Origin of the sequence: uncultured Deefgea sp. (assembly GCF_947072475.1) — a bacterium.
In the GTDB taxonomy this organism is placed as follows: Bacteria; Pseudomonadota; Gammaproteobacteria; order Burkholderiales; family Chitinibacteraceae; genus Deefgea.
Genome location: NZ_CAMTIA010000004.1, coordinates 106,058 through 119,345, shown reverse-complemented (window position 1 = coordinate 119,345; position 13,288 = coordinate 106,058). Strand labels below are relative to the sequence as shown.

Genomic DNA, 13,288 nt, shown 5'->3' with positions numbered 1-13,288 from the left:
AACCGCTGACCTCTTGCATGCCATGCAAGCGCTCTACCAACTGAGCTATACCCCCGCACTTACAATTAAACATACAACTTAAAACTGGCGTTCCCACGGGGAATCGAACCCCGGCCGCCGCCGTGAAAGGGCAGTGTTCTAACCGCTAAACTATGGGAACTTAAATCTTATTTAATTGATGCATAAACCATCAATTAAACCAAACTGGTGGAGGTAAGCGGAATCGAACCGCTGACCTCTTGCATGCCATGCAAGCGCTCTACCAACTGAGCTATACCCCCAGAGAGAGCAGAATAATAGACGGCAATTTAAAGTACGTCAAGCCCTCTTTGATTTATTCTGCACTTATTTTTAAATCGGCGCCCACCAATAAGGATCTGTTTCAAAGTTCACGTCCGCAGCCTTCGAATTTGGATAGTTTTGCAATAAAACTCGGCGGGTATCTGCGCTTAATTCCTTCATACCCAGCTTATCGTAAGATTGAATCATCAAACCTAATGCATCTTCAACTTGCTTGGTATTGGCATAATTATCCAGCAAAGCACGGCCACGGTTGGCTGCAGCTAAATAAGCCCCGCGTTGAAAATAATAACGTCCAACGTGCAATTCATATTTAGCCATTGCGCCAATTAAATACCCCATCCGAATTTCGGCATCACGCGCATATTTACTGTCTGGGTAACGCTGGACTAAATCACGAAAAGAATTAAAAGACTCTTTCGCGGCCTTGGGGTCGCGCTCGGACATGTCTTGCTTGGACATCGACGACATAAAACCTTGCGACTCATTAAAAGTCACTAAGCCTTTCAGGTACAAAGCGTAATCCAAACTAGGGTGACTTGGATTTTGCTTAATAAAACGATCAATTGCCGCCAAGGCCAAAGCAGGCTCTTGATCTTTATAATAGTTGTACCCCATTTCCAATTGCGCTTGTTGTGCATAGCGGCCATAGGGGAAACGGGCTTCTAATTTTTCCAATAGCTTATTGGACGCGTCATAGCTGCGGCTTACTTGCTCAGATTTAGCCGCTGAGAACAATTTCTCGGCGCTCCAGCCCTGAGTTTCATCAGGTTTTTCATTATTAAGCGAAGAACATCCTGCCATTAGGCTAACTAACAAGGCAGAAATCAGGATTCGCGGTAGAATCTTAGTCATGATGCAATCCGATATTGAACTCAACGATTATAACGACTTCGCAGACATCCGTGTTTTGTCTGTGCCCGCCGACTTGGCAGGTACACGCTTGGACGCTGCTTTAGCGAAGATTTTGCCTGATTTTTCCCGTAGCCGCTTGACTACGTGGATTAAAGACGGGCGGGTTTGGGTAGATGACGCAACTGCGCTACCAAAAACCAAACTCTGGGGAGGAGAAACGCTTAAAGTCGACGTGCAGCCCGACCCCAACGAAGTGGCGTTTGAAGCCGAAGACATCGAGCTCGATGTCTTATACGAAGACGCCACCATTATTATTATTAACAAACCAGCCGGCTTAGTGGTTCACCCGGGTAGCGGCAATTGGTCGGGGACTTTATTAAACGCCCTACTGTTTCATTACCCTGAACTGCGTCAAATCCCACGCGCAGGCATTGTCCATCGTCTGGATAAAGAAACCAGCGGTTTAATGGTGGTGGCGCGCACACTGCAAGCGCAAGTGCACTTGGTCAATCAATTACAAGAACGCAGCGTTAAACGCCATTATATTGCCGTTGCCAACGGTCTAATCCATGCCGATGGCACGGTGGATGCGCCGATTGGTCGTCACCCGAAAGACCGCGTCAAAATGGCAGTGGTTCGCAGTGGTAAACCTTCGATTACGCATTACCATGTTTTAGAACGTTTTAACGCTTACACGATGATTGAATGCCGCTTAGAAACCGGTCGTACCCATCAAATTCGCGTACATATGGCCCATATTAAACATCCACTCGCTGCTGACCCGGTGTATGGCGTTGCGCCTAAAATGGATACCAGTAGCGAAGTACGTATGGCACTGGACGAACTGAATCGCCAAGCATTGCATGCCAGAAAACTCTCTTTAGTTCATCCTGAGAGTGGTAAAACCATGACGTGGAAAGCGGCAATTCCATTTGATTTAGAGCAACTGATTGGGACTTTGCGCGCCGATGTGGGATTAAGCCAAGACGATTTCGACGACGATGATGAAGGCGAAGACGAGCATGACTGTGAACTTATCTATGTTCGTGAATAATACACACCTACTCAATCCAATCTGGCCCGCCCCTGCGAATGTGCAGGCCAAACAAACCACGCGGCATGGCGGCGTCAGCGTGGCGCCTTATGCCAGCTTCAATCTGGGCGACCATGTTGGCGATGAGATCCAGTCCGTCATGGCCAATCGGCTACAACTGCCCCACCCTGCTGCTTGGCTCAAGCAAACCCACAGCACCATCGTGGTCGATGCCGCAGAAATTCATGCGCCCATCGAGGCCGATGCCAGCATTAGCCGCACTAAAGGCGCAGTCTGTGTCGTAATGACTGCCGATTGTTTGCCGGTTTTACTGTGTGATCAGCACGGGACTGTGGTTGCTGCGGCGCATGCCGGTTGGCGCGGCCTTTGTGATGGCGTAATTGAAAACACCGTGCATGCTATGGCTGTTCCTAGTAATACTTTAATGGCGTGGTTGGGGCCAGCTATTGGGCCGAGTGCTTTTGAAGTGGGCGATGAAGTGAGAGCCGCTTTTATCGAGCATAATGCCGCTGCTGCTGCCGCATTTACTGCCAACGCCAATGGAAAATGGCTGGCTAATATGTATTTATTGGCACGCCAACGCCTTAATACGCTCGGTATTACGGCCATTTATGGTGGCGGCGAGTGTACCTATACCGATAGCGACAATTATTTTTCCTATCGTCGCGACGGCATCACAGGCCGCATGGCCAGCTTGATTTGGCTTGAATAACTCGGTACGAGTACTGGCGTTCTAGAGTAAGGCGTCCCAGCTTGGTAGCTGGTCTGAATACTGCAAAGTATAAAAACTTTATCTACCTAAATAATGGGTATTTGATCGCAAATCATATTCACAATGGCTTGCGATCAAATACCCTTATTCATATCGCCATATTAAGACGATAAGTAAACAATGGCTTAACAACTTATTCTTGTTCTAAATTTTGTTGCTCGAGTTTAGTTTCTACTTTTTTCTTTTGCATACTACGTTTCAGCCAAAAAATCAGCCATGTTGGCAACACCGCCAAGGTCGTAAAGAAAAACAACCCAAGCACCCAATTGCTCGCGCCAACCACAGCGGCAAACATCACAATCACAAACAAGTAGCCAATCAATAAGATATACATTCGCAACCTCAAAAAAAGGCGCCACTGGGCGCCTTTTTTAATATTTTAAGCCGTGCAAATTAAGCGCGTTTATCGTGTTCAATCAAGGCATAGGCTGAATGATTATGAATCGATTCAAAGTTTTCCGATTCAACCACATAGGCTACAACCCGTGGCTCATCATTCAAACTGGCGGCCACATCGCGCACCATGTCTTCGACAAACTTCGGATTGTCGTAAGCACGCTCGGTCACGTATTTTTCGTCTGGGCGTTTTAATAAGCCATACAACTCGCAAGAAGCTTGTTTTTCAACCATCTCAACGATTTCTTCGATCCACACATTCCGACCCAAAGTGGCACTAACGGTCACGTGAGAACGCTGATTATGTGCGCCATACGCGGAGATTTTTTTCGAGCAAGGGCAAAGACTCGTCACTGGCACAAGGACTTTGAGTGTTTGTGTAAACACGCCGTCTTTTAACTCGCCAATCAACGAAACATCATAGTCAAGCAGGCTTTTTACCCCTGAAACTGGTGCCGTTTTATCGATAAAAAATGGGAAGCGCATTTCTAAATAACCGGCCTCAGCCTCTAAACGCTCACACATTTCACGCAAAATGGTTTCAAATGATTCCACTGAAATTTCTTTGTTGTGACTATTTAAAATCTCAACAAAGCGCGACATATGCGTGCCTTTGAAGTGTTGCGGCAAAAAGACATACATATCAAAAGTAGCAACCGTATGTTGCACCCCATCCGCGCGATCCGCGACTTGCACTGGATGGCGGATCGATTTGATACCGACTTTGTTAATCGCAATATTGCGGGTATCCACTGTGTTTTGCACGTCGGCAATAACCACGCTCATCAGAATCTCACTTCAAAAGAATTAATTGGATGAATTGATTATACCCTGAGCGCAATACCCGAGCAAACCAGTCGGGAATTGCATTTATCAATCGCAACGATTACTTCTGGCTAAACGCCGTCAATATCTGGCTGATATATCGGGTGTAACTGACCAGCGCTTGATCAATATGCGGCACCAGCATCGGTAAAGAAAAATACATTGCCGCAAAACCCACGGCCAAAGTCAGTGGAAAACCCACTGCAAATACATTTAACTGCGGCGCAGCCCGCGTCATCACCCCAATGGCTAAATTGGTAATCAATAACGCCGCCAACACCGGCAAGGACAACAGCACCGCAGTGCGAAACACAATCGCACCTAAATTCGCAATTTGTTTGAATCCACTGGCCGAAACCGATATACCCCCCACCGGCAGCTGCACCATACTGTCAATTAATACCTGCAACACCATTAAATGCCCGCTAATGGACAAAAACGCCAGCAGCATAAATAAACTCATCAATTGAGAAATCACCAAACTATTGGTGGCGCTTTGCGGCGAATAAAACGTCGCAAAACCCAAACCCATTTGCAAACCCGACAAATGCCCAGCCAGCTCCACCCCGCTAAAAATTAGCCGCATCACAAAACCCATTGCGAGGCCGATCAAGAGTTCCCGCAGCGCAATCAGCATGCCTTCGGGAGAGACCACGGCAACGCTGGGCATCGTCGGCAGCAAAGGTGCCACCAGCACCGTGAGCAATAATGCCAAGCTGACACGCACTTTAATCGGGATTGCGCGGCTGGAAAAAAATGGATCCGCCAGCAACAAACCCAAAATACGTAAGAATGGCCACCAGAACAACGCCAGCCAAATTTCAATTTGGACTTGAGTGACCGTAATCATCCAATCAACTGAGGAATGCTTTGATACAGGCGGATAGTGTAATCGCTGATGGTTTCAATCATCCATGGCAAAGCGAGCACCAGCACCAAAAAACAAGCGAGGATTTTGGGAATAAAAGAAAGCGTCGCCTCATTAATCTGCGTTGCCGCTTGAAAAATACTCACAATCAAACCGGCAATGAGCGCCGTGAGCAACACCGGCGCGCCCAGCAAAATCATTACTTCCATCGCTCTTTGCAATAAAGTCACTACCGTTTCTGGTGTCATGAATTAACTCGGAATATAAAAGCTTTGCACCAAGGACCCCATCAACAGCGTCCAGCCATCCACCAACACAAACAACATAATTTTAAATGGCAAAGAAATAATCACCGGAGACACCATCATCATCCCCATCGCCATCAAAATACTGGCAATGACTAAATCAATAATTAAAAACGGAATAATGACCAAAAAGCCAATTTGAAATGCTGTTTTGAGTTCGCTAGTCACAAACGCCGGTACCAACACCCGCAAACTCACATCTTCTGGGCCATTCGGTGCTTTGGCACCGGACACCTCGATAAAAAACGCCAAGTCTTTTTGCCGTGTTTGCTTGAGCATAAAGTCTTTGAGCGGAATTGCGCCTTGATCTAAGGCTTGATTAAAAGTGATTTTTTGTTCCGAAAAAGGCTGATAGGCCGTGGCGTACATCTTGTCAAACGTCGGCGCCATAATAAACAACGTCAAAAACAGCGATAAACCCACAATCACCTGATTGGGCGGACTTTGCATCGTACCCAAGGCTTGCCGCAGTAACGACAGCACAATGATAATTCGCGTAAACGACGTCATCATCAACAACATCGCCGGAATAAAGCCCAGCGCAGTCATAAACAGCAAGGTTTGAATCGGCAAAGAATACGCCGTCCCAGCTGCCGTTTGTGAGGAACTCATAAAGGGTATACCCGCAGGTTCCGCAGCCAATAATACTGGACACAGCAATACCCCAGCGAGTAGAACGATTTTCTTCATCATGAGGTCTTCCGTTTAGCCATTGCCGCTTGCAGCCATTGTGCAAATGCAGGGGGTGCTGGTGTGCTCACCGCATCCGCTGGCTTATCCAAGGTATGCAGCAAATTAACTTGCTGATGGGTCACACCAACCACCAACCAAGTGCCAGCCACCTCAACAATCACCACCCGCTCTTTGGTGCCCACCATCACGCCAGAAACAACGCGCAAATGGGAATTGCCAGCGCCAGGTACTAAGGCATAACGGCGCATCAACCAAGCGCCGCCCACAATACACGCCAGCACCAGCAATAAAGCCAAAATCACTTGAATCAGCTGACCCACACCAGGGCCCGGTGCAGTTTGCGCTGCCGTGGCCGCCACAACGGAGAACGGCAGCCCCACAAGGCTGCCGCAAAGCAATCGAATTAGATTCATATGATTGGGTTATTTATGCAAGCGACGGATGCGCTCAGCAGGGGTAATAATGTCAGTGAGTCGAATACCAAATTTATCATTCACCACCACAACCTCACCCTGAGCAATCAAACAACCATTTACCAATACATCCATCGGTTCACCCGCCATCCCATCAAGCTCAACCACTGAGCCTTGTGCTAGCTGCAATAAACTACGAATTGCAATTTTGGTGCGCCCCAGCTCCACCGTCAAATTGACAGGGATATCCAAAATCATATCAATATTATTCGGCGCATTGGTGGGCACAGTCGCCGTATCAAAACGCTGAAAAATATCCGCCGCTTGTACTGTACTGGCAGTATCAGTGGCGGCGTCAGTCACCTCTTGCTCGGCTAACGCCGCCGCCCAATCATCCATAATGTCATCGGGATTTTCTGCTGCGCCCGTGGTTTCTTCAGCCATTACCTTCTCCGCTATTCTCTTCGTCTTGCACGCCGTTTAAAGCCTCGGCCGAGCCCAGCACTTTGTCGACTTTTAATGCATACTGACCGTTAAGAATACCATACTTACACTCAAGCACTGGCACGCTATCCACTGATGCAATAATGGCTTCTGGAATTTCCAAAGAAATCACATCGCCCGTCTTTAAATTTAAAATGTCGCCCAAAGTAATTTTCGCGTTACCCAAGGTGGCCACCAGATTAACGTCAGCATGGTGTAGTTGTTTACGCAACAACGATGACCAGCGATTATCCGATTCAATGCGATCGGTCTGCATCGAGCTATACAACATATCGCGAATCGGTTCGATCATTGAATACGGTAAGCAGATGTGAAAATCGCCACCGCCAGCACCCAATTCAATTTTAAAGGTATACGCCACGACGACTTCGGTTGGGGTCGCAATATTGGCAAATTGCGTATTCATTTCTGAGCGCATATAGCTAAATTCGCACTCAAACACCGGCTTCCAGGCTTTTTGATACTCTTCAAAAACCACTTCGAGCAAGCGCTGGATAATGCGCTGCTCTGTTGGCGTAAAGTCCCGCCCTTCAACCCTGACGTGGTAACGACCATCTGAACCAAATAAATTATCCACCACTAAAAAAACAAAATTCGGATCGAAAATAAATAAGCCCGTACCGCGTAAGGGCTTCATTTGAATCATATTTAAATTGGTTGGCACCACCAAATTGCGAATAAATTCACTGTATTTTTGCACCCGAATTGGGCCGACGCTAATTTCGGCATTACGGCGCATAAAATTATATAAGGCAATACGTAAGTTACGCGCAAAGCGTTCATTAATAATTTCCAGCGTCGGCATCCGCCCACGCACAATCCGTTCTTGTCGACCAATATCATAATTGCGGACAGCCGATAGATCGACGTCATCGGCACCATCGTCCTCTTCACCAGTCACACCGCGCAGTAGCGCATCGACCTCTTCTTGAGAAAGAATATCGTCTGCCATTGTCTCTTTTTAAAACTCGGTTCTAATTTTTAACAAGCTTACTGATAAAAATATTTAGTAAAATTAACGCTCAATACGCCTTCGTCTTTTGCTTCAACTTCTAAAATGGCATTAATTTTTTCTCTAATTTGTCGCGCCAATTCTTCCTGGCCCTGAGGGGTTTTTACTTCTTCTAGTGTTTTGGCTCGCAATAAGCGATTCACTGCATCTAATATTTTAGGCTGCACGGCGATAATTCGTTCTTTATCTGCTTCTTCAGCCAATTCAACCATAATTTCAACTTGCAATACCGACTCAGCCTCACCACTTAAATTAACAGTAAATGGCTGATCTTGTAATTTGGCAAATACCGGTTTCGCGTGCTCTTCTGATTTCTTTTCCTTTTTCTTTTCTTTTTTCTTTTCTTCCCCATGCGCCGCAGCTTCTGCAGTTGCTTCTTCGGCACTACCTTCAGCAGGGCTTTTCAATAAGAAAAAGGCCAGTGCACCACCTAAAATTAAAATTAACACCAATACAGCAGCCACGATAATAAGCAGGATATTTTTTTTAGATTTTGGCGCGGCTTCTGCTTTTGCTTCCGACATATTACATCCTTAAAATGAAAGCCCATGAATAGATTATCTTTCACGAGAGACTTAAATAACTATGCCCCAGCGTAGCTAGGGCGTAAAAAATTGCCAATATAGCGAAAGATACTATAAAACAAGCGCTAAGCAAGCGTTATTGCGGCAGAGCATAAGAAATCAGACAAATAAACTCAAGCCCCCTTTTTGAATGGGTAGTCGCACCATTGATGATTCCAGTGGGTTTTCATCAACCAAGCCCGCAGCCATTCCGTAAGTTAATCCCAGTTCTCGACCATGAGAAGCTGGCTGCTGACCTTGATTCATCCCTCCCCATTGCGATTGGTTTTGTTGTGCTTGCTGCTGTTGATGCTGCTGCAAAGTATCTGAAGCCACTTGTACATTACTTAAGGTAAAGCCTTGTTCGGCCAATAAAGCGGTCAAGCGCGGCATTGCCGCAGCAAGGGCATCGCGCACCGCTGCATTTTGCGAGCTAAACACCACACTGGCTTGATCTTGCACCACATTTAACTGCACTTCCATTGGCCCTAAATGCGCAGGATTCAACTGCATTTGAATTTGCTGTTCTTGCCGACCCAGCATCAGCCCAACCCGCTGCGCTAGCGCATCACCCCAGCGCATTTGCCCAACCGGCTCAGCCAAATGATGCACTGGCACAGCGACTTCCTTATTTGGCAAAGCGGTGATCACAGAGTTATTCGCAGCAAGGCTTCGCTGCTCATGCAGCGCAGTCAATTGCGTTTTAAAGTCGGTATTTGGCATTAACTCTAATGGCGTTTCTTTAACCTCAGTGGCGCTTAATTTTGCCGTATCGACGGCAAGCTTTGCCGTTTCAGTTGCATCTACTTTAGGCTGTGACATCGCCGCTATTGCTGAAGATGCGGCTTGATTAGCTTGCTTGTCAGTGCCCAGTTGGGCGCTATCGGTATTTTCGCTACTGCTTGCTGGATTTTTTAGCATTAGAGCAGTCAATGGATTGAATACTGCTGGAGTTTCCGCTTCAGGATCAGTGGCAAGATCACTCAGTGGCGCGGCTTCCTCAGTGAGCGCAACGCTGGTGCTAGGAGCAACCAGCGTGTTTTGTAGCATCGCCAACCAAGGATCTATCGTTGCCGCTTGCGATTGCGCCGATTCGCTCGTTGCGGCGTCTTCTTCATTGGCCGGTTTGCTCGCTGGTTTGCTCACGACTGGCTGCTGAGGGGCGCTGACTGGCGCAGGCGACTCGGCCCGCTCACGGTCTAACTCACGTTTAAACTCGTCTTTAAAATCATTGCGCGGACTGGTTTCACGCGCAGCGCGCGACTCAACTGCACGGCTCATAGGAGCTTGAACTTGCACTGGCACCGCAGAAGTTGTTGCCATAATTACACCCAATAAGAAGACTTTGCCTAGTAATAAGCAAAGACAATGCCAGCCGCTTAAAACTGCAGGTAAACTGGCGCTATGGCAGAAGATTCAGACCTAGAAAAAACCGAACCGGCCTCCCCCAAGCGCATTGAAGATGCGCGAAAAAAAGGGCAAGTGCCGCGTTCACACGAGCTCACCACTTTTGCCACCCTCATGGCAGGGCTGGTTGCGGTGTTTACGCTCGCGCCGGATATATTTCATGCCATTCGCGAAATCATGGTCGACAACCTCAGCTTTGATCGCACGGATTTAATCAGCGCCAAGCAAATGCCCGAGGCCTTAATGGCCGCAATGCGCATCGCGCTAGTCGCCTTATTGCCTATCTTTGCCGCCTGCGCTTTGGTGGCTATCATGATCCCCATCGCCATTGGTGGCTGGGTCTTTAGCACCGAAGCGCTGGGGCCCAACTTTGGCAAACTCAGTCCGATCGCCGGTATTGGCCGGATTTTCTCGGTGCGTACCATTATTGAAACGCTGAAAACGATTTTAAAATCGGGATTAATCGGTGGCATTGCTGGCTGGATTTTATGGGATGAAAAAGAGCAATTTATTAGCTTGATTGCCATGCCCCCGGATGTTGGCTTTTATGTGTTGTGGCAAATGCTCAAATACACCCTCTTGATGACGGTTAGCGGCATGGCAATCATTGTCTTAATCGATGTGCCGTATCAACTTTGGGATTATTACAAAGGCCTCAGAATGACCAAAGAGGACGTTCGCCAAGAAAACAAAGAGTCTGAAGGTGATCCGCATGTCAAAGGGCGGATTCGGCAATTACAAAGAGAAGCGGCGCGTAAGCGCATGATGGCCGAAATTCCCAAGGCCAATGTGGTAGTCACCAACCCCACGCACTATGCGGTGGCGATTCAATACGACGAAGCGATGCGCGCGCCCAAAGTGGTGGCCAAAGGCTCTTTTTTATTGGCCGAACGCATTATTGAATTGGCCAAGGAGCACAAAGTCACCGTTGTACGCACGCCACCTTTTGCGCGTGCACTGTATCACCACGCCCAATTGGGCGAAGAAATTCCCGCTGCGTTGTATACTGCCGCTGCTGAGGTTTTAGCCTACATCTACCAGCTCAATCAATATCAAAAAGAAGGCGGCTTAGCGCCAACACTCAATACCGATTTACCCGTTCCTGCCGAACTCGACCCTGAAGCAGAAAAACAGGGTATATAACTGCAAGCAATATATTAAATAATGTTCATTAAAATACATACACTAGGTATCTTAGATGTGGCGTAGCAAACTTACTGCGTTGGCCATGCCAGCGATGGTGTTAATGGTGTTGGGCATGATGATTTTGCCCTTACCACCGGCTGTGCTCGACTTCTTTTTTACTTTTAATATTGCGCTATCGATCATCGTGTTGATGGTCAGCTTATATACCCATAAACCCCTCGAATTCTCTAGCTTTCCGACCGTGCTCTTGATGACCACGCTACTGCGTTTGTCGCTCAATGTGGCGTCAACCAAACTGGTCCTCACCGAAGGTCATGCTGGCGGCGACGCTGCTGGTAAGGTTATTGAATCTTTTGGTCACGTACTGATTGGCGACAATATCGCCGTCGGGATTGTGGCCTTTGTGATTCTGACCATTATTAACTTTGTCGTCATTACCAAAGGCGCAGGACGGATTGCTGAGGTGTCAGCGCGCTTTACCTTAGATGCCATGCCCGGTAAGCAAATGGCGATTGATGCCGATTTGAATGCCGGCTTGATTGGCGAAGAAGAGGCGCGCACGCGGCGGGCGCAAATATCTGACGAAGCCAATTTCTTCGGTTCGATGGATGGTGCCAGTAAGTTCGTCCGGGGTGACGCCGTCGCGGGTATTTTAGTGATGGTGATTAACCTGATTGGTGGCTTGCTGGTTGGCATGTTGCAGCATGATATGTTGTTTGCCGATGCGGCCAAAACCTACACCCTGCTCACCATCGGTGACGGTTTGGTGGCCCAAGTGCCGGCGCTGATTATTTCGGTGGCCGCCGGTATCGTCGTCTCTCGGGTCGGTACCGACCAAGATTTATCCGAACAAATTTTGGGTCAATTGTTTGCTCGCCCACAGGTGCTCTACGTCACTGCTGGCGTTTTGGGCATACTCGGTATTATTCCGGGGATGCCGCATATTGCGTTCTTAATGATGGCAGCACTCGCCGGCGGTTTAGCTTGGTTTGCCGAACAAAATATCCTCAAAGCCGCGACCGCGACCGCCACCGGCGGCGCACTGCCAGCAGGCGCAGCCCCACCGCCACCGGTGGATGCGCCATTACAAGAAGTCAGCTGGAATGATGTGCAAACAGTCGATCCGGTCGGGCTGGAAGTTGGCTATCGGCTGATTCCTTTGGTCGATCGCAATCAAGATGGCGAGTTATTACGCCGGATTCGCGGGATTAGAAAAAAAATCGCCCAAGAACTGGGGTTTTTAGTGCCGGCGGTGCATATTCGCGACAATCTCGAACTGCGCCCCAATCAGTATCGGATTCAACTCAAAGGCGTCGACGTTGGCGCTGGTGAAGCCTTTGTCGGGCAATGGCTAGCGATTAATCCGGGCAATGCCGCTGGCACTTTGCCTGGCGCAGCGACCACCGATCCGACTTTTGGCCTGCCTGCCACTTGGGTGGACGCCAGCTTACGCGATCAAGCGCAAGCCATGGGCTACACCGTGGTCGATGCCTCAACCGTCATCGGCACGCATATCTCAAATATCTTGCAATCGAACGCCGCCGAATTACTCGGGCGTGAAGAAACCCAAGCGCTGGTCGATCACTTTGCCAAAGAATCGCCCAAGTTGATTGAAGAACTGATTCCCAAAGTGGTGCCCATTGGCACGCTGCAAAAAATATTACAAGCGCTACTGGAGGATGGACTGCATATTCGAGACTTACGCACCATTATCGAAACGCTCAGCGAGCACATTGTACGAACCGCCGATATCGACGAATTAACCTCGGCAGTGCGGGTTGCGCTGGGGCGATCGATTGTTCATCAATTATTTGCTGGGGAGCAAGAGCTCCAAGTTGTCGCATTAGAACCACAACTAGAAAGCATTTTACTCTCCGCCGCCAGTGGCAAATCGCAAGGTGGCCTCGAGCCCGGCCTTGCCGAGCGCTTACTGCAACAAGCCGCCGCCATGACCGAACAGCTCGAAATGCAAGGCATTAATCCCGTTTTAATCACCCCTGCGCAATTAAGACCGATGTTATCGCGGTTTTTACGCCGTTCTATTCCCGGATTACGCGTCATCGCGCATACCGAGATTCCAGATAGCAAAACTTTACGCATCATTAATGTCTTAGGCGCTTAAAACGGCGGTGCTTCCCCCGCTCAATCGCCAACAATCCTATGCCTTGATGACGC

The 13,288-nt window shown here is 48.4% G+C and carries 15 protein-coding genes and 2 tRNA genes; 4 read left to right on the top strand and 13 right to left on the bottom strand.

All coding sequences use genetic code 11. From position 1 onward, the window contains the following. Positions 1-85: 85 nt before the first annotated feature. The 3 genes from Q0V82_RS02915 to Q0V82_RS02905 form a co-directional block, all read right to left on the bottom strand. A tRNA-Glu gene (locus Q0V82_RS02915) sits at positions 86-160 on the bottom strand. A 45-nt stretch (positions 161-205) separates the two neighbouring features. Next, a tRNA-Ala gene (locus tag Q0V82_RS02910) sits at positions 206-281 on the bottom strand. A gap of 70 nt (positions 282-351) precedes the next feature. Then, on the bottom strand, positions 352-1,155 hold the full coding sequence (locus Q0V82_RS02905) for an outer membrane protein assembly factor BamD (RefSeq protein ID WP_297572516.1): 804 nt from the start codon (positions 1,153-1,155) through the stop codon (positions 352-354). On the opposite strand from Q0V82_RS02905, the gene rluD reads away from it, so the two are divergent. Both rluD and pgeF read left to right on the top strand, forming a co-directional pair. After that, on the top strand, positions 1,154-2,209 hold the full coding sequence (gene rluD, locus Q0V82_RS02900; RefSeq protein WP_297572513.1) for a 23S rRNA pseudouridine(1911/1915/1917) synthase RluD: 1,056 nt from the start codon (positions 1,154-1,156) through the stop codon (positions 2,207-2,209). The genes Q0V82_RS02905 and rluD overlap by 2 nt on opposite strands. Beyond that, positions 2,178-2,921, top strand: coding sequence for a peptidoglycan editing factor PgeF (pgeF, locus tag Q0V82_RS02895; protein ID WP_297572510.1), 744 nt, complete (start codon positions 2,178-2,180; stop codon positions 2,919-2,921). The genes rluD and pgeF overlap by 32 nt, the downstream gene beginning before the upstream one ends. A gap of 193 nt (positions 2,922-3,114) precedes the next feature. Here pgeF and Q0V82_RS02890 read toward each other — a convergent pair whose 3' ends face one another. From Q0V82_RS02890 to Q0V82_RS02845, 10 genes are all read right to left on the bottom strand, one after another. After that, entirely contained in the window at positions 3,115-3,315 is a 201-nt protein-coding gene (locus Q0V82_RS02890; RefSeq protein WP_297572507.1) for a hypothetical protein, read from the bottom strand. Between the two features lie 59 nt (positions 3,316-3,374). Further along, positions 3,375-4,163: a GTP cyclohydrolase FolE2 gene (gene folE2 / locus Q0V82_RS02885; protein ID WP_297572503.1), complete on the bottom strand. Its 789-nt coding sequence runs from the start codon at positions 4,161-4,163 to the stop codon at positions 3,375-3,377. Positions 4,164-4,263: 100 nt separating this feature from the next. Beyond that, positions 4,264-5,052, bottom strand: coding sequence for a flagellar biosynthetic protein FliR (fliR, locus tag Q0V82_RS02880; RefSeq protein ID WP_297572500.1), 789 nt, complete (start codon positions 5,050-5,052; stop codon positions 4,264-4,266). Further along, positions 5,049-5,318: a flagellar biosynthesis protein FliQ gene (gene fliQ, locus Q0V82_RS02875; RefSeq protein WP_182075536.1), complete on the bottom strand. Its 270-nt coding sequence runs from the start codon at positions 5,316-5,318 to the stop codon at positions 5,049-5,051. The genes fliR and fliQ overlap by 4 nt, the downstream gene beginning before the upstream one ends. Positions 5,319-5,321: 3 nt before the next feature. Then, entirely contained in the window at positions 5,322-6,068 is a 747-nt protein-coding gene (gene fliP, locus Q0V82_RS02870; RefSeq protein WP_297572493.1) for a flagellar type III secretion system pore protein FliP, read from the bottom strand. Next, the gene (fliO, locus tag Q0V82_RS02865; protein WP_297572490.1) at positions 6,065-6,481 is read right to left on the bottom strand and encodes a flagellar biosynthetic protein FliO; all 417 of its coding nucleotides are present in this window, start codon (positions 6,479-6,481) and stop codon (positions 6,065-6,067) included. The genes fliP and fliO overlap by 4 nt, the downstream gene beginning before the upstream one ends. Before the next feature lie 9 nt (positions 6,482-6,490). Next, a complete protein-coding gene (gene fliN, locus Q0V82_RS02860) occupies positions 6,491-6,925 on the bottom strand; it encodes a flagellar motor switch protein FliN (RefSeq protein WP_297572487.1) in 435 nt (144 codons plus the stop codon). After that, complete coding sequence (fliM, locus tag Q0V82_RS02855) at positions 6,918-7,937, bottom strand: flagellar motor switch protein FliM (protein WP_297572484.1); 1,020 nt, start codon at positions 7,935-7,937, stop codon at positions 6,918-6,920. The genes fliN and fliM overlap by 8 nt, the downstream gene beginning before the upstream one ends. Before the next feature lie 38 nt (positions 7,938-7,975). Beyond that, a complete protein-coding gene (gene fliL / locus Q0V82_RS02850) occupies positions 7,976-8,521 on the bottom strand; it encodes a flagellar basal body-associated protein FliL (protein ID WP_297572482.1) in 546 nt (181 codons plus the stop codon). Between the two features lie 159 nt (positions 8,522-8,680). Then, positions 8,681-9,883, bottom strand: a complete 1,203-nt coding sequence (locus Q0V82_RS02845) for a flagellar hook-length control protein FliK (protein ID WP_297572480.1) — start codon at positions 9,881-9,883, stop codon at positions 8,681-8,683. 81 nt (positions 9,884-9,964) lie between these two features. Between Q0V82_RS02845 and flhB the strand changes: the two genes are divergently transcribed. After that, complete coding sequence (gene flhB, locus Q0V82_RS02840; protein WP_297572478.1) at positions 9,965-11,110, top strand: flagellar biosynthesis protein FlhB; 1,146 nt, start codon at positions 9,965-9,967, stop codon at positions 11,108-11,110. A gap of 55 nt (positions 11,111-11,165) precedes the next feature. Beyond that, entirely contained in the window at positions 11,166-13,235 is a 2,070-nt protein-coding gene (gene flhA / locus Q0V82_RS02835; protein WP_297572476.1) for a flagellar biosynthesis protein FlhA, read from the top strand. Positions 13,236-13,288: the final 53 nt, after the last annotated feature.